This is a genomic window from Olivibacter domesticus, from assembly GCF_900109575.1.
In the GTDB taxonomy this organism is placed as follows: domain Bacteria; phylum Bacteroidota; class Bacteroidia; order Sphingobacteriales; family Sphingobacteriaceae; genus Olivibacter; species Olivibacter domesticus.
Genome location: NZ_FOAF01000001.1, coordinates 1,960,487 through 1,976,921, shown reverse-complemented (window position 1 = coordinate 1,976,921; position 16,435 = coordinate 1,960,487). Strand labels below are relative to the sequence as shown.

Below are 16,435 nucleotides of genomic sequence, written 5' to 3'. Positions count from 1 at the left end.
GACGAAAAGCCGGTGCACATAAATTTTACAATATTTTGTAAAATACTGGGTAAAATCAATTATTTATAAATAATTAAATGTTATTAGCCAAATGTTTATGAGGCCACTTTCAGCTATTATCGAGCTGATAAGCCGTTTTTTTTAATACCAAAATGCAAATTTAGATTAGCCACTAATGTCTTAAATAAATAATTTCTCTAAATCGCTTGTCTTTACTATATTAGTTGCTTTATCGATTAAATACTCCTACAAAGGCCTAATTATGAAAAAAGCAACACTGTTAATCGGCATGCAACTTTTGCTAATTTTGGGATACGCCCAGCAGAAAAAAATAAATATCGTTACGGAATTAGATAAGCTGCATGATATTAAAGATTTGCCAAGCTATAGCCAAGCCACCGTCGGGCAATTTTCTTCTTATGATAGAACGGGCGGGAACGATGATGGTTTTAGTGGCAAATATTCTTATATCAAACGCAATGTAGATAGTACATTGGTTCTATTTGAAGCGAAAGGTAATGGCGTTATCAATCGGATTTGGACACCTACACCGACAAATGATACCCTCGATTTTTATTTCGGAAATTCAGAGAAAGCAAATTTTTCTATAAGCTTTCAAGATTTGTTCTCCGGGAAAGTTTATCCGTTTGTAAACCCTTTATGCGGCAATGAAATAGGCGGTTATTATTCTTATGTTCCTATTCCATATGCCAAGGGCTGCAAAATCATTTTGAGAGGTAAGAAATTACAATTTTACCAAATACAATACAACACCTACCCGAACAATATGCAGGTTGAAAACTTTCGGCTACCGTTTGATGAACAGGCAAAAAATGCATTAAAGCAGGTGGAGGCGAAGTGGAAACAAGTGAAAACTGAGCTAACTCAAAGCATTAAACATATTACTATAGACACATTATTGTCGCCTGGTGAAACGGTTAAACTTGTTGATTTTCAACAAGGGGGGAGGATTATTGGATTTGAATTGAGTCCGTCCGACGCTTTCGAAGGATTAAATAAACAAATAGATTTGTTAGCCACATGGGATAATGAAACAATGCCTGCGATTAACGCGCCGGTGGCTGACTTTTTTGGATATGCTTTCGGAAAAACTTCTATGCAAAGTTTGTTGTTAGGATCATCTAATGGTGTCAATTATTGCTATTTCCCAATGCCCTTTGATCGCCGAGCTGAAATAGCTTTGCGCTACAGAACATCCAATTTATCTACCAAACCTGTTAGGGTTAAGGCCGAAATTTATGTAAATCATGAAAAGCGTAAACCGCGGACAGAAGGGAAGTTCTATGCCTTTTGGCATGATAATCAGCACGCAGCATTAGGTAAACCCCATGTGTTTTTGGAAGGTAAAGGCAAAGGACATTATGTGGGTACATTGCTACAAGCGCAAGGCTTAGATCCAGGGATGACGCTATTTTTTGAAGGGGATGATGTTACAGAAATAGATGGAGAAATGCGATTACATGGCACTGGTTCTGAAGATTACTTTAATGGGGGATGGTATGCATTATTAGATCGTTGGGACCGGAAAATGAGTTTGCCCTTACATGGTTCGCTTGATTATTCATTGCCTTATGCTAGAACGGGCGGATATCGTCTATTTTTGACTGATAAGATGCCCTTTACAAAAGAAATTTTACATACCATCGAACACGGGCCCGAAAGAAATAACAAACCGGTAAATTACACCTCACTTGCCCTCTACTATGCTGATGCGGCTATCGCAAAGCAAACACAAGAGCCATCCAATTTAGTAACAAGCGTTTATTTACCAGATACTATGATGGTCTACCCTCAATTGATGCGCTATAGTATTGGCGGCCAGGTAAAAATAAATGGGAACGAATGGCAATTTACAAATGGTGGACAACTTAAAGTGGACTTGAGTACCTTACCTAGAGGCAGATATAAATTGTTTGCCGACTTGGAAAGGATACCCGAGGGTGCTGAATTTACGATATGGCAAAGGCAGAAACAGGTAAGTGATACGCTGTCCGCCCATGCTTCCGTAGCAAAAAAAGAGGCATTTCATTATCTCTGTAATATCGATCTGGATGATTTTAAAGACGCTATCACTTTTCATGTAGGAGATAGTTCCGTGAAAAATGTGCTGAAAATCGAGCGGCTGATCTTAGTTAGGAATGACTAACAATTCGTTTCTCATCTTTATTAATATTTCTCAAAGAAGATGGCGTGTCTTTCGATTCCTATAAAAATAGAAATAGATAAAACAAAAAAAACAAAGAACTGTTTAAAATTATAGGTTTAGGTTGATTTTGGTAAAGGCTCTGCAATCCCAAAAAGCAGGGCTTTTGCTTTTTTTAATGATTAGAAATCTTTTAAATCCTTTATTGAGATATAACAATATTTATTATATTTTTCCTTTAAATAGAGTTAAACCGAGCCCAAAAAAACGCCTTAAATGTTGATTGATGGATAAATTGGAGATATTGACTTTCCAATTATCTAGGTGTTGAAAAGGAGACCTTACGTCGGATCCGCAGGTTTAAATAAATTATTTGCTTCTTTCAAACAATTCAATCAAAGACTTTCTATAGGAGGCAGCAATGGGTAGTATATATCCATTAATCGTAATTTGGTGTCTTTCCATCTTATCTATAGCATCTATATTTATAATAAAGGATCTATGTATACGGATAAATTGTTCTTTGGGTAAGAGATCAATGCATTCCGTAAGTGTCATTCTACTAATAATTGATTGATCTTTATTTATAAAAGTCACGTAGTTACCCGTTGCCTCCAGGTAATAGATATCTATGCAATTAACTTTAATTTGTCCATAACCCGTTTTGATTATCAATAAGTTTGGTGTTTCCAATCCGCCTTTTCTTATCTGCAAAATTTCCCTTGTTTTATTGCAAGCCTTTATAAATCGTGCAATAGAAAAAGGTTTTAAAAGGTAATCTACTGCATCTAACTCAAAACCAGTTAGTGCATGTTCTCCATAAGCCGTTGTGAAAATGACCAGTGGTTTAATATGCAGGCTATTAAAGAATTCGATGCCTGAAATATCCGGCATCTTAATGTCCAGGAAGAGCAAATCGATTTTCTCTACCTGTAAATATTCCATTGCCTGAAAGGCATTTGTGAAGGTCTCTTTTATTTGCAAAAAAGAAACCTTTTCAGCAAGTTTTTGTATCACCTCCAACGCAATAGGCTCATCATCGACAGCTATGGCTTGAATCATTTTATAAGTATTGTTTTAATTGGCTATATAATTTTTCTCCATCACTTGGGCGTTTGGCTTTTTCTTTGATTAAATCACCTTCTTTATCAAAAATGAAATAACTTGGATATTGCCCATGAATTTCTTTTTGATTCGGTAGAAGCTCTTGCCATATTGCTTTAATTTTTTCATTATTCATTCGCAGATGTACACCAGTCATTTCGTTTATTCTTATAAAATCTTGCCATTCTTTATCTTTAGCATCTTTATCCATATCTAAATATAGAAAAATTAACTCTTCATTCTTAAATTTCTCTTTTAGTGCAGGAACATACCTCAATTCGTCTTTACAGGGCCCGCACCAAGTACCCCAAATATCAAGATATACTACTTTACCCTTAAAACTATTTACAACATTATAGATCGATTTTACCGTATCATAATTATCCACTATTTCAATTGATTTATTATTTAGGTTATGTGTCAATTTAGTATGAAGGTCCATATCATAGCGTTGTAATTCTTTTATATAAGAACTTTTAGGGAAATAAATATTAAATTCGCTCATCAAGCTCTTAAACGGCTTTAATTCTTTATATTGATATTGATCTGTTATTTGTTGTGCCAGATATTTTTCGGCAATATCGTTGAGGAAATTTTGATGTACAGCCAACCAAGAGAGATAAATTTCACCCTTCTCGTTTGCCAATGTACGGCCACTGTCTATGCTCAAATTAAAAAACCTTAACTTCTTCATGCTAGTGTCTTGGCTATATAGATTAAAGGCTTTGGCTTCCATATAGCTAATGTATTTATCAATGAAGATATAATATTGAATGCCTGGATTATCAACAATTGGGTTTGCAGAGGTTGAATCGCATAAGTTTATGATGAAATTTCTCCATTCGCTTTGTTTCCAACGGACAATCGCCCTCACAAAATCGCTTAGATAATTGATAGAATTATAATAGACTTCAGATTTAAGTAGATTTTTATCGGGTGTAGTAAGACTGCTTTTTTCAATGATATCTAGTTTTTGCTCTCTTTCTTTTAGCCAAGGTAACACAACCAAATCTTGGACCTCGTCAGGTTTAGTTTTTGCATATCGATATGTTTCATTTTCTCGTTCCATGAAAAATGGAATCCTATTTATATCAATGGTATATAATACTTGATTTACAGGAGCAGCGCTTCCTGTAAAGGTTAAAATTGTACGGTTTGTGTCATCAATTTCTAAATAAAGATCCTTATCGGGCTGTAATAGTAGTATATACGATTTATTGTCAATAAAGAAGTATGCAAATTTTTGCTCATTTATAGGTAGATCCAGACTAAATTTACCTTTTTCGTTAAGTGTAATAATCAGATTATTTGCTTCGTTAAGTGTATAAATGGTCGGTATATTGACTTTCAGAATAACTGAAGAATTTTGTCTTATTTTTCCGCTCAAATGAAATTTAGCTGAACATCCAAGTGAAAAAAGGACAAAAAAAATAGCTAAGAAGACGTTTGTTAATTTCATAATGCTAAGGTTAAATGAATGAAATATTCTTCATTTGTTTGACGAATTATTAGTTCATGTTGCCCAGGGTATATTTGTAAAAGCCGTTGTTTTACATTTTGAAGGCCTATACCGCTATGATTTTTTTCAAGGTCGGAGCTTGGCTTTTGATGAATACTGTTGTATACATCAAAGAAAAGCTTATTGTCGTTTATATATAAAGTGACTTTAATCCAAGAACGCTCATTTAGACTTATACCATGCTTAAAGGCATTTTCTATAAAGGGAATTAGTAGCATTGGAGCGATATGATAGTTCGTGTCTACTTCTTGGATATTCTGATCAACCCTAATGTTTTTAGAAGTATCCGTCCGTAGTTTCTGAAGATCTATATAGTTGTAGAGGTATTCTACCTCACGCACCAAGAGAATTTTGTCTTGCGTGTTTTCATGTAACATGAAACGCATCATATCGCCCAATTTTTGAATGCCTGAGGCCGTTCGTTCTGCCTCTTCTATTAGAGCAGTACCGTATAGCGTATTTAGAATATTGAATAAGAAATGAGGATTGATTTGTGAACGTAAAAAATTAAGACTTGCAGTGCTTTCACCTAAGGCAGTTTCAAGATTAAGAAGCTTAGCCATATTTCCTAGCTTCTGTTGATAGATATATCTTATAACAGGTATTGACACTACGTTGGTGCAAACCCAGATGACCAAAAAGGCCTGAAAATTCATGGGTAACGTTGTACTTAAAATGGTGCCGAAAGGTAAATAAACCAATAACGATAAAGGTATTCTAATATATAAATACCTTTTTAAGTTGTAGTTGTATCTAGTACAGAAGGGAAGAAGCTTATATACCTCAATACAGTACATAATAAACAAATATGTGGACATCATCAGCCAAAAGAATGCCATCTTACCATTAAGACCAATCATTAAAGAGAAGATGGTAGCAATGCTCAAGCTGCCTATCAGGCTCTCCTGTGCAATACGTGAGGTAAGGTTATCTTTTTGTTTAAATAAATAGATTATTCCTGCCTTGATTAATGTATAAATTGTTAAAAATAAAACTAAAAAGAACAGCGGAGTGGCGACCCTTTTATCTTCACCGAAATAGGACCAAATAGCATGTTGCTTATACAGATGTCTAGCCCATTCACAAAATGCAAAACCAAACCACAATAAGAAAATGATTAGTAAAGATGTGACGAGCGCTTTTTCAAATCTTCTGGTCTCAATAAATTTAGGGATAATCCAATTATTGAATATCAAAAAAGCCATGTAAAATAAACAAACATATAGTATTAGAGGTAAGAGATGATGCTGATAAAAATTAAAGGTTAATCCTTTTTCTATAAAAGGTTTGGCCAAAAAATAGGATGATTTTTCTTCCCAATTTTTAGTGTGCTGTCCGTATATTATTACGATAACAAAAAGTGTAATAGCACTCGCTACAATCGCTTCTATTCGTCTTAGCTTCATAACTTAAATTTTCACAATGTTAAACATTAGTAGTAGTAAGCGCAATAAAATGGGATGAATCGATTTATTTATGGGGTGAATGATCAATTTATCGCAAGATCTAATTAAAGAAGGAGTGAAAAAAATAAAAAATGTATATCTTAACAATGAAATTAGCGTTACGACTGATGCGAACATTGTTTTTTTTCTATAAGCAGATCTTTCCACTGAATTTTTTGTTTTCCTTATGTTTTACGTTGCTGGGGATCTATCTTATTCAAGACCTATTGCTCATATTCATTGTTAATTTTACAACATTTGGCTATGCGTTATCGTTGTTTTATTTTGAATTAATGAGAAAGCCAGTCTATTATTTTTATTATAACCTGGGATACTCAAAGATGCATTTATTCGGCTTCGGAGCCTTGGCCAATCTACTAATCGCGATATTTTTATACATTGGGAATTCTATTTTTTTTTAAATATGATGAATGAACTGCAAGTAGATTCTGTGCTATTATCTTTTGATAATATAAACCAGTTGCTTACTGATTGTTATATGAATTGTAGAACGGGTGATATAATAGGCATACTGGGGCGTAATGGTAGTGGTAAATCATCATTAATGAAGATCATTTTTGGTACATTGATACCGCTAAATAAATGTATTCGTATCAACGGCACTGTCTATAATAAGCCTTATCAATCTAAACTTATTGGATATCTTCCTCAACATGGCTTTTTACCCTCAAATTCTCTAGTAGAACAGGTAATAGATGTGATGATACAAAATGCAACGAATAGAACGAGCGTGAAGGGAGATAGCAGAATCAAAAACAAACTTAAACAAAAGGTTAACACATTATCAGGGGGTGAACGGAGATATTTGGAGGTCTTACTTGTTGTTCAACTTGATGCCCTATTTGTGTTGCTTGATGAGCCATTTTCGGGCATTGAACCGATTTACAAGGAAATGATCAAGGAAGTAATAAGCGACGCTAAAAAAGATAAAGGGATTATCTTAACAGATCATGATTACCGAAATATAATACAAATAAGCACACAAATTATGCTTATTACTAACGGGGTAAGTCGGAATATAGCAAACCATCAGGAACTGGAAGCATTGGGGTATGTGCCTGCAGGTACTTTTGAACATTGAGTAGTACTCAATAAGAAACTAGTTGCTTTAGGTGATGTTCGAGATGTTCCATATAATCATTTATTAGGAACTTGAGTGAATGAGTCTTTTGTCCTGTATGTACTTGTCGAGATAAACGCTCTTCAGGAATATGTTTTATAATAGCCAATAGCTGTCGGTTGTAGGTTTCCCAGAAGGTAATTAATTGATGAGTTTTAATAAGCTGATGATAACTATAAGTATTCCAGCTATCCTGGTTGTATGCAATGCGAGGAAGATCTTCGAATTGCCCTCTTATGAAACGTTGATGATTGTTGGTCGCACTATCGATAAGATGGCCGATAATTTCTTTCTTGCTCCATTTATTCGGGGAAGGTTTAAACGAAATTGTTATTTCATCTAGCCTATGTAATAAAGACGGGATGGTATCACATAAAAATTCGAGGCGCTGAATTGTTTGCTCCATATAAAGGCTATTTTATTACATTAATTTTTAAATCTGTTGGTTTACAGCCAAAATGATTTTTAAAGGCCCTGCTGAAGGATGCATCCGAGAAATAGCCAAGTAAGGTCGCTATTTCACTAACGCGTAGTTCTTGCTCCTTAAGTAAATTCATGCCATGTTGCATTCTTAAGTAATGAATATAGCCAAAAACTGTATAATTAAATAATAATTTAAAACCCTTTTTTAACTTGAATTCATTTAAACCTGTTTGCCTTGCGAGATGAGAGAGTGTGAAAGATTCCAAATAGTGCGTATCAAGAAATTGTTTCAGATCATACAAAGATGCCGTGTCACGTTTACTCAGTATCTTATTAAAACCATCATTTTGTGTTTTAAGCGTATCATCTAAGGTAAGTAGTATAAGTTCATCTACTTTACTATTTAAAAAACATTTTTTTAGGGAATCTGCAATAGACGGGTTGATAATGGTGCCCAGAATAGATTTTATATCCATACTAAACTGTCTAGGTTTCTCTAAAAGAGCAAAAGGACGTTTAAACTGAATATCATCTGCTAGATTTTTCCAGTCCATTCCGCAATGCTCCAGCAGCTTGCTTAAATGAGTTGGATTAACACCGACACAGATATAAGCGTAGTTTGGTTGTTCGGGAAATTTGAAGTTGCTGATCGGATCAACACAATTCATAACATTATAATCCCCTTGCTGAAGGGGCAGGGCGTGTTTAAAACCTGAAATGTTTGCATCAGAATGACCTCTAAGTTGAAAATGGAAACTGGTATGATTAAAATCTTTAAAATTATTTACTTCCAAAGCTGTCTGAAAGGATGACCTGAAGTGTAAAACGTTGTAGGCCTCAGATTTTATGATTGCTGCTTGACAGCTAAAGAAACCATTTTTTTCAATTGAATTTTCTTGTATACCAAAATTATCGGTAAAATTTCTGTTCACCAACTCAGTGAATTCATCTCCGTACATTTTATACATAAAAATCCTTTTTTGCTAGTTAATAATCCATTGCTGCATGATTCTTTCTTTAGTGAAAGAATAGCTTTGCGGCATGAAAAAACAAAATTCATACTTAATCCTGAATAAAACAAGTTGGAAGCGAAAAGAGCACTTTGAATTTTTTCATGGATTTGAAGCTCCTTTTTGGGGGTTAAGCACTCAAATTAACTGTACCAAATCGTACCATTACTGCAAAACTTACGGTATTTCTTTCTTTTATTATTATTTATATCATTCCTTAAAAGCTATTAATCAATTGTCTGCCTTTAGATTACGTATAGAAGGGAATGAGATACTGGAGTATGGAGAGGTGGATGGCTCGATAACAGTACTAAGACCAGATGAGACATTCGGCTTTGCTTATTTTAACTACGCTAAAACATTTAGAGAATTTGAAGACTCAGCCAAAATTAAGATAAATGAAGAAAAGAATAAAAAGGGATTGAAGACAGATAGTAATAAAAAGGATGTCATACATTATTCTGTTATGCCTTACCTGGCTTTTAGTCAAATGCAACATGCGCAACATACGATTGGTGATGACAGCATTCCAAAAATTACGTTTGGTAGATACCAAGCACATGGAAGTCAATTATTTTTGCCCTTATCTATTCATGTTCATCACGGTTTATGTGATGGAATAGATGTTGGAAAGTTTATTTCTCTTTTTCAGTATTACCTAGAATCTTAACCAAATACACCGCTATTCATCTCTCAACGAATTAACTGGATTAGCAATGGCAGCTTTGATTGCTTGAAGGGCAATAGTACCTAAGGCAACTAGTATCATAGAACAGGCAGCCAAGGCAAACATCCACCATTGTATTTTAATGCTATAAGCAAAATTGTTTAACCATTTGCTCATTAATAGATAAGCAATTGGTAAGGCAACAAGCAACGCAATACAAACAAGTTTTATGAAATCTTTGGATAGCAGTTGAACAATACCACTCGCTGACGCACCTAACACTTTGCGAACACCAATTTCTTTTACACGTTGATCAACGGCGAACATGACTAAACCTAGTAAACCAAGACAGGATATGATGATGGCGAGACTGGAAAAGACAATGGTGAGTTTTGATGTACTTAACTCGCTCTTGTAGAGGTTTTCATATTCCTTATCAATAAATTGGTAGGAAAATGGATAATTGGGATTCATATCACTATAAACTTTTTCCAGGCTAGCCAGTGCATTACGAGTTTGTCCAGCTTTAGTCCGCACCATGATAAAACCGAAATATTCGTATTCTTTCACATCTATAATCACGGGTTTTATAGGATCTCGAAGCGATGCTGTATGAAAGTCTTTAAGAACGCCAATGATATGTCCTTTTTTATTCCATGCGGATACCCATTTGCCAATGGGATCCTTCAGTCCCATTTGTTTTGCTGCTTCCTCATTTATCAGAAAAGCATCGGCCGAGTCCGTACTAATTTCTTTTGAAAAATCTCGTCCTTCAACAATCTCCAATTTCATAAGCTTCGTGAAATCAAAACCAACAGAAGCGGGCTTAAAAGCGACTGTAGCATTGGCCGGTCTTCCTTGCCAATTAATGGGCTCTATCACTTCGAAACCCATTTCATGCGGCGCCTCAGAAGTGCGATCAACCATTTCTATCCCGGACATGTTTGTAACACGCTCTTTAAATAAACGATACTTATTATAAGTGGCTAATTCGCCTTCTATACGGATACACACCAGATTCTCACGATCATAGCCTAAATTAGTGTGTTGGATGAAGTTCATCTGACGGGAAATAACAATAGTAGCTATTATGAGCATACTGGAAAGTACAAACTGAAAAATTGTCGTTCCTTTCCTGAATAATACGGCTCCCTTTTGAGATTTGAGGATTCCTTTTAAGATTTGCACAGGCTTGAGGGAGGATAGATATAGGGCTGGATAGATGCCTGCAATAAATCCTGTAACCAAAGTCAATTTAAATAGGTTTAACCAAAATGATAGTTGTGCAAAAGGGTAACTCATCTGTTTTTCTGTTAGGTAGTTAAACGCAGGCATGGCAAGCAATAAGAATAGAAGGGATAGGAGGCTAGCTAATAAGCAAAATAAAATTGATTCGCTAAAAAATTGAATCACAAGGTGGGTGCGGTTTGAGCCAACAACCTTACGTAGTCCAACTTCTTTAGCTCTTTTTATCGATCTTGCAGTAGCAAGGTTCATGAAATTGATACATGCAATTAGTAGAATGAAGATGGCTACACCATTAAAGATTCTCACATATTCAATACGACCGCCTTGTGGTTCTCCATTTACAAAATGGTTATATAGATATTGATCGCCAAAACGTTGTAGACCGACGTTAAATTTTACGCCTACTTTTTTATCTAACCTCGCTTCAAGAAATTGGTTTAACTGCCTTTGAACCTTTATGGGGCTGGCGTTTTCGTTCAGCTGTAAATAAGTGTAAACGTTACCAGAAGCCCATTCTAATAGTTTTTCTTGCGCATCCCAATTGAGTAAAAAATCAAATCTAAGCGAACTATTTGTCGTAAGATTTTCAAATACTGCCTTTACAATAAAATCGCGCTTATTTTCAAACCGTAAGTTTTTTCCCATAGCTTCTTTCGGACTGCCAAAAAATATTTCGGCCATTTTCCTGGAGATGGCAATTCCGCTCATATCTTGAAGCGCCGTTTCAGCTGAACCCTCAATGAGTGGGTAGTTAAACATTTTAAAAAAATCGCCGCTTGCTCTTGACCCCTCCATTTTTACCTTTTTGTCGCCCACTTGAAATGTTTCCGGATGACCCCATGGCAGCTCATAACCGGTGATGTAAAAACAAAGATGCTTGATGTCAGGAATTGCCTCTTTGGCATCTTTTAAGATCATTGAGACTTGATTATCGTCGTATTTGCGAGGACTTGCATACATCCCTTCCGCCTTTCCATCAGCGATGGTGGAATAATAAGTAGTAAATAATAGATCTCCATTTTGATGAAAGTTGTCTTTGCTGGTTTCATCTCTTACCCAAAAAGATATCAATAGATAACAGGTGATACCCAATGCGAGCCCAAACACATTGATTAAACTATGTGCTTTATGGCCGACAATATTTCTCCAAGCAATCTTAAGATAATTCCTGATCATAGTTCTACTTTTTAATAATTCTTGTTTATGTAACGCAAATTATTAAACAGAAAAAGGAATACCCATTCAATTAAGGTTCATTATTGTTCAAAACGGTTCAAAAGGGAATATTAACTAGTATTATCACGCGTAGCGTTTATTTAACGTTTAATGATACGATTCAGCGCTTTGATTCTCTTGTCTAAACCGTCATTATAATTGATGTCTTCTAAGAGCATAGTAGAACCGAAGTCCATGAATGTCTGCGAGTGGCTCTTTTTTGTGCCCGTCTTGATGCTTATGCTAAAAAAATTCGACCAGGTAATAGCTTTTATTTGTTGCACTTTCTCATCTGTCATAATCATTTCTACGACAAGTCGGTCTTGTGAAATCTTTACCAGCGCAGATAGTAAACAGACAATCTCTCCGTAAAATGCGGGACGAAGATAGTAGATTTCATGCGAACCTACTACCCAGGCTTGATCCTGTTTATACAATTCGGAAAGGTTCATTCCATAATTGTTTGCTAAATGATCTTCTCTTGCATCTAAAAAATAGTCTAGATAACTAGAATTATTTAAATGACCAAAGAGATCACAGTCTCTAAATCGGATTTTTTGTGTCGATTTTGCATGTGTTAACATAGATGCTGACTATTTGTTGATGGATATCTTGCGCATAAGTTTATATTAAAATGGTGCAACCATAGAAATGTGACGTTTGTTGCGTAATATAATACGTTTTACCATTCGCAAAATTATCAAATATTGTATATAAAATAACGAGCGTAACTTTTTTTAACTTTAAAATGGTTATCTTGCGCCTTTTGTTTTTATTTATATTTAATGATTATTCTCTTATTCTTTATTGGGATATGGTATTTATCCCTTTTTTCACAAACGTTCTTTCAACACAGATATGCTGCTCACGGTTCGTTTAAAATGAACAAATTTTGGGAACGCTTTTTCTTTCTATTCACTTATATAACTCAGGGTTCATCTTATTTAAGCCCTAAAGCTTATGCCATCATGCATCGCATGCACCATGCGTATACCGATACTGAAAAAGATCCACATTCGCCGAGCTTTTCATCAAATATCTTTAGTATGATGTGGCGCACAAAGAAAATCTATACCGAAATTGTAAAAGAAAAGGTGCCGGTAGAAAGCCGTTTTCAAAAGAACCTTCCAGAATGGCGAAAATTTGAAAAGTGGGCAAATTCCAATCTGTCAAGATTATTGTGGGTATTGGCTTATTTCGTGTTTTTTTTAACATTTGCCACGTCAGCATGGTGGTTTTTACTATTCCCTTTGGTTATCATTATGGGCCCTTTACATGGAGCTATCATTAATTGGTTCGCACATAAATATGGCTATACAAACTTTAAGGTTAATAATACTTCCCAAAATTTATTTTCTGTAGATATTTTGATGTTAGGTGAGTCATATCATAATAATCACCATAAATACCCATCATCGGTTAATTTTGGTAGAAAATGGCATGAGCTGGATCCAATTTACCCAGTGATCTTATTGTTGAATTGGTTAAAGATTATTGAAATTCAAAAACCAGTGCCGATAGCCGAAACGGTAGGTTAACAGTTATACCAACCATCAGTGATGAGTGCCTTTTTCAATAAAAGGTACTCAAAATTCAGCGAAACAACCTCATAAATATTCCTAATCATCACAACCTACTTGCCCTTTGCACCCTCTAGCGTTTGATAAGAAATACAGTTAACATATTTCACAGTGCTACATGGAAATCGCTATGTTAAATATTCTTAAAACATTTGTAAATCTTATTCATCATCCTTAAATTAGACCTGTTAATCAAGCTAAATCATTCATTAAACAATAATTCAGAATAAAAGTTAAAAATTTACTTTAGAAATATTTGGAATTACTTCGTTCTAATGTGTGAAAAAGTGAGTACTGATGTGTGAAATAAAAGAAAATTTGTTGATGATGGTGTTTTGGAGTAATTGACTGTATTAGTTTTTTTATTAAAACCTATGTAAACGTACTTAGAAGAGCATCGCAATAGATTAAACAAGGAAACCAATTCTAATAGATGATATTTTTATGATTCACTTATCATAAAGAATAAAACAATTAAAAAAATCAAGCAAAATGTAGATTCGATAGATATTTAAACAGATTAACCTAACACCACATATATGCCTAACTTCTATTATTTAAATGAAGAACCTCAGCCATCGGGGGTGCATGAAATACATGCAGATGGTTGCAAGTTTTTACCAGTGAGGAGAGTTTACCTTGGTTATTATGCTAATAGCGAAGACGCGACCCGTAATGCAAAACAATTTTATGAAGATGTAAGCGTTTGCGAGCATTGTGTTACCGATGTGGAATTTGCTCTGCCAAAGTAAGCCTATTCCTCTTTGAGGTCTATTTCAAATCATTCCAATTTAATGAGTGATTTGAAATAGTTCGTTTCGTATTATGGATATATTATATATTTCGTTCTCATTTTTTTATACTTATTTAAACCTGGTTCCCAACTTTTTCTGATTTGTTCTTCACTCATTCCGGCTGTCAGCTGTTTTTTAAATAGATCGTTACCTATTAAGTTTTCGATTTTACCCATGGCTTTGCTCTGTGAGGAATCGAAAAACTTTTCCTTTTTTGGATAAGCTTTATAAAATTCAATCATCCATTGTAGATTTATACGGCCAGCCGCGTGCAGAGAATCTAAATTCTCGTTTCTTAAATCAAGTCCGAAGCACTCCTCATCTTGGTGAAGAGGTAGTTCGGACATGCCTTTGATACTTACAGGCTTGAAAGAAAATTGATATTTTCCTTTAAGTGCGGGTGCGCCAAGCACCGTAAAAGGCATATAAGTACCTCGGCCTTGACTTATAATCGTACCTTCAAACAGACATAGTGACGGATATAATATAACGGACGCTTGCGAATTTAAATTAGGCGAAGGCTTAACTGGGAGTTCATAGTATAAATCATGGTTGTAATTTTTTACAGGTATGATTTTAATTTTACATTTCCTTTTAGCAGACAGCCATCCCTCTCCGTTAATCATCTGCGCAAATTCAGCAATGGTCATGCCATGTGTAGCTGGTATTGGAAATTTACCAATACCAGATTTAAACTTCATGTCTAATATAGGACCATCGATATAAGCGTTCGGATTTGGGCGATCAAGAATTAATAATTCTTTATTGTTTTCCGAGCAGGCCTCCATGACATCGGCCAGGGTATTGATATTAGTGAAAAACCGGCAACCTACGTCTTGAATATCAAAAACCATTATATCTATAGCATCCACATCAGCTTTCGAAGGCTTTCGCTTTTTTCCATATAATGAAATGATAGGAATACCTGTTTCCGGATCGATCTCGTCTGTTACTTTGGCGCCATTACTAGCATTTGCACGAAATCCGTGTTCCGGTCCGAAAATGGACTTGATATTGATGCCTAATGATCGTAAACTGTCCACGCTCAACTTTTTGCCGATGATAGATGTCTGATTGACTACCATTCCAACTTTTTTATTTTTTAAGTATGGGAGATAAGCTTCCACTTGATCAGCGCCTGTTATGATCGCTTCAGACCTGTTTTTCTGTTGTGCATAAACAGTGCTTAACTGAAATATGGTTAGCGAGATGACGAATAGAAAGAGAGGTTTATGAATCATATCTTACTGATTATTTCTTTTAAATACTTTTAATAACGCGTCAGCTATTAACTGATTGCCTTTATCAGACGGGTGTAAACCATCATATGTCATATCAATGGCGTCGATGGGATAAGGATATTCGTCCGCAGCTGGATTAAATGGTATAGTCGTGTAGGTCGGGTACTTATAATTATTGTAACTGCCGCTCAGAGGATCTTTTAGGCGCTTGTATTTGACCAGCTTCGGCAAAGCTAAAAGATTGTTATGATACAGATCAATCACTTGAAAACTTTCCTGTTTGCCAATAGTTTTTATAGCTTCAGCAAACTGTTCAAGTGATTGTCCCGCCTTTTCTTTATAAGAACCCCATGCATTATTATGCATGTCGCCTATATATATAAAATCTGTTCGTTGCATAGGCGTAATAAGTACAATTTCAGCTTGATTATTAAGTCGCTTGATTTTGTTAACAATTATTCTGAAGGCCCCATAGACTGTAGCATTTCCCTTGTCATTTGTGTAGTCTTTGATCGTACCAAGAGGAAGCCCTGCCCACCAGTCATTTGTTCCTAGAAAAACGCTATAAATATCTGCCTTTGTCAAACCAAGTTGGTCAATGTTCTTGGCAATCTTTACGGCTGTCCAACCATTATGGCCCTGATTTAGGTACTGTAATGCTGGCTTTTTTTCTATTACTCTTGTCATATAGCCTTTTGTAACCCGATTGCCCGTTTCATCTAAATGATCATTTAAATAGGTGATCGAATCACCAATAGCTATCCACTTGATCTCTTTGGGAGTAAAAGAGGTTAAAAAAAAGGTTAAGGTTAGCAGAATTAAAATTTTTTTCATAAAAAGTTTTACTAAATTGGACAATGAGCAAGATAACAATAATTCAAACT

Annotated in this window: 14 protein-coding genes; 5 read left to right on the top strand and 9 right to left on the bottom strand. The window is 35.1% G+C overall.

Annotated features, from left to right (window positions below):
• Positions 1 to 262: 262 nt before the first annotated feature.
• On the top strand, positions 263 to 2,167 hold the full coding sequence (locus BMY50_RS08735) for a glycoside hydrolase family 172 protein (RefSeq protein WP_093322278.1): 1,905 nt from the start codon (positions 263 to 265) through the stop codon (positions 2,165 to 2,167).
• A 366-nt stretch (positions 2,168 to 2,533) separates the two neighbouring features.
• On the opposite strand, the gene BMY50_RS08730 is transcribed toward BMY50_RS08735, so the two are convergent.
• From BMY50_RS08730 to BMY50_RS08720, 3 genes are read right to left on the bottom strand one after another with little or no spacing between them, the layout of a single operon-like run.
• Positions 2,534 to 3,226 (bottom strand): LytR/AlgR family response regulator transcription factor, encoded by a 693-nt coding sequence (locus BMY50_RS08730; protein ID WP_093322274.1) that lies wholly within the window; start codon positions 3,224 to 3,226, stop codon positions 2,534 to 2,536.
• Position 3,227: 1 nt separating this feature from the next.
• A complete protein-coding gene (locus tag BMY50_RS08725) occupies positions 3,228 to 4,727 on the bottom strand; it encodes a TlpA family protein disulfide reductase (protein WP_093322270.1) in 1,500 nt (499 codons plus the stop codon).
• Positions 4,724 to 6,193, bottom strand: coding sequence for a sensor histidine kinase (locus tag BMY50_RS08720; RefSeq protein ID WP_202907771.1), 1,470 nt, complete (start codon positions 6,191 to 6,193; stop codon positions 4,724 to 4,726). Before BMY50_RS08720 ends, BMY50_RS08725 begins: the two co-directional genes overlap by 4 nt.
• Before the next feature lie 463 nt (positions 6,194 to 6,656).
• Between BMY50_RS08720 and BMY50_RS08710 the strand changes: the two genes are divergently transcribed.
• A complete protein-coding gene (locus tag BMY50_RS08710) occupies positions 6,657 to 7,334 on the top strand; it encodes an ATP-binding cassette domain-containing protein (protein ID WP_093322261.1) in 678 nt (225 codons plus the stop codon).
• A gap of 7 nt (positions 7,335 to 7,341) precedes the next feature.
• Here BMY50_RS08710 and BMY50_RS08705 read toward each other — a convergent pair whose 3' ends face one another.
• Positions 7,342 to 7,779 (bottom strand): DinB family protein, encoded by a 438-nt coding sequence (locus BMY50_RS08705; protein WP_093322257.1) that lies wholly within the window; start codon positions 7,777 to 7,779, stop codon positions 7,342 to 7,344.
• 7 nt (positions 7,780 to 7,786) lie between these two features.
• Positions 7,787 to 8,764, bottom strand: coding sequence for a helix-turn-helix domain-containing protein (locus BMY50_RS08700; RefSeq protein WP_093322253.1), 978 nt, complete (start codon positions 8,762 to 8,764; stop codon positions 7,787 to 7,789).
• A gap of 73 nt (positions 8,765 to 8,837) precedes the next feature.
• Between BMY50_RS08700 and BMY50_RS08695 the strand changes: the two genes are divergently transcribed.
• Complete coding sequence (locus BMY50_RS08695) at positions 8,838 to 9,476, top strand: CatA-like O-acetyltransferase (protein ID WP_093322249.1); 639 nt, start codon at positions 8,838 to 8,840, stop codon at positions 9,474 to 9,476.
• A gap of 12 nt (positions 9,477 to 9,488) precedes the next feature.
• Here the strand turns inward: BMY50_RS08695 and BMY50_RS08690 are convergent, their stop codons facing one another.
• Positions 9,489 to 11,897: an ABC transporter permease gene (locus tag BMY50_RS08690; protein WP_093322245.1), complete on the bottom strand. Its 2,409-nt coding sequence runs from the start codon at positions 11,895 to 11,897 to the stop codon at positions 9,489 to 9,491.
• A 140-nt stretch (positions 11,898 to 12,037) separates the two neighbouring features.
• Positions 12,038 to 12,520 carry an acyl-CoA thioesterase gene (locus tag BMY50_RS08685; protein WP_093322242.1) on the bottom strand — a complete coding sequence of 161 codons (483 nt, stop codon included), beginning with the start codon at positions 12,518 to 12,520 and terminating at the stop codon, positions 12,038 to 12,040.
• A gap of 201 nt (positions 12,521 to 12,721) precedes the next feature.
• Here BMY50_RS08685 and BMY50_RS08680 point away from each other — a divergent pair, with 201 nt between their 5' ends.
• On the top strand, positions 12,722 to 13,474 hold the full coding sequence (locus tag BMY50_RS08680; RefSeq protein WP_093322238.1) for an acyl-CoA desaturase: 753 nt from the start codon (positions 12,722 to 12,724) through the stop codon (positions 13,472 to 13,474).
• A 581-nt stretch (positions 13,475 to 14,055) separates the two neighbouring features.
• Positions 14,056 to 14,268 (top strand): hypothetical protein, encoded by a 213-nt coding sequence (locus BMY50_RS08675; RefSeq protein WP_093322233.1) that lies wholly within the window; start codon positions 14,056 to 14,058, stop codon positions 14,266 to 14,268.
• A 71-nt stretch (positions 14,269 to 14,339) separates the two neighbouring features.
• Here BMY50_RS08675 and BMY50_RS08670 read toward each other — a convergent pair whose 3' ends face one another.
• Together BMY50_RS08670 and BMY50_RS08665 are read right to left on the bottom strand one after the other, a co-directional pair.
• A complete protein-coding gene (locus BMY50_RS08670) occupies positions 14,340 to 15,551 on the bottom strand; it encodes an exo-beta-N-acetylmuramidase NamZ family protein (protein WP_093322229.1) in 1,212 nt (403 codons plus the stop codon).
• A 3-nt stretch (positions 15,552 to 15,554) separates the two neighbouring features.
• Positions 15,555 to 16,385, bottom strand: coding sequence for an SGNH/GDSL hydrolase family protein (locus tag BMY50_RS08665; RefSeq protein ID WP_093323709.1), 831 nt, complete (start codon positions 16,383 to 16,385; stop codon positions 15,555 to 15,557).
• Positions 16,386 to 16,435 lie beyond the last annotated feature (50 nt).

Excerpts from the sequence above, each read along its gene's own strand:
- BMY50_RS08735 (WP_093322278.1), top strand. The coding sequence starts at position 263 with ATGAAAAAAGCAACACTGTTAATCGGCATGCAACTTTTGCTAATTTTG.
- BMY50_RS08730 (WP_093322274.1), bottom strand. The coding sequence starts at position 3,226 with ATGATTCAAGCCATAGCTGTCGATGATGAGCCTATTGCGTTGGAGGTG.
- BMY50_RS08725 (WP_093322270.1), bottom strand. The coding sequence starts at position 4,727 with ATGAAATTAACAAACGTCTTCTTAGCTATTTTTTTTGTCCTTTTTTCA.
- BMY50_RS08720 (WP_202907771.1), bottom strand. The coding sequence starts at position 6,193 with ATGAAGCTAAGACGAATAGAAGCGATTGTAGCGAGTGCTATTACACTT.
- BMY50_RS08710 (WP_093322261.1), top strand. The coding sequence starts at position 6,657 with ATGATGAATGAACTGCAAGTAGATTCTGTGCTATTATCTTTTGATAAT.
- BMY50_RS08705 (WP_093322257.1), bottom strand. The coding sequence starts at position 7,779 with ATGGAGCAAACAATTCAGCGCCTCGAATTTTTATGTGATACCATCCCG.
- BMY50_RS08700 (WP_093322253.1), bottom strand. The coding sequence starts at position 8,764 with ATGTATAAAATGTACGGAGATGAATTCACTGAGTTGGTGAACAGAAAT.
- BMY50_RS08695 (WP_093322249.1), top strand. The coding sequence starts at position 8,838 with ATGAAAAAACAAAATTCATACTTAATCCTGAATAAAACAAGTTGGAAG.
- BMY50_RS08690 (WP_093322245.1), bottom strand. The coding sequence starts at position 11,897 with ATGATCAGGAATTATCTTAAGATTGCTTGGAGAAATATTGTCGGCCAT.
- BMY50_RS08685 (WP_093322242.1), bottom strand. The coding sequence starts at position 12,520 with ATGTTAACACATGCAAAATCGACACAAAAAATCCGATTTAGAGACTGT.
- BMY50_RS08680 (WP_093322238.1), top strand. The coding sequence starts at position 12,722 with ATGATTATTCTCTTATTCTTTATTGGGATATGGTATTTATCCCTTTTT.
- BMY50_RS08675 (WP_093322233.1), top strand. The coding sequence starts at position 14,056 with ATGCCTAACTTCTATTATTTAAATGAAGAACCTCAGCCATCGGGGGTG.
- BMY50_RS08670 (WP_093322229.1), bottom strand. The coding sequence starts at position 15,551 with ATGATTCATAAACCTCTCTTTCTATTCGTCATCTCGCTAACCATATTT.
- BMY50_RS08665 (WP_093323709.1), bottom strand. The coding sequence starts at position 16,385 with ATGAAAAAAATTTTAATTCTGCTAACCTTAACCTTTTTTTTAACCTCT.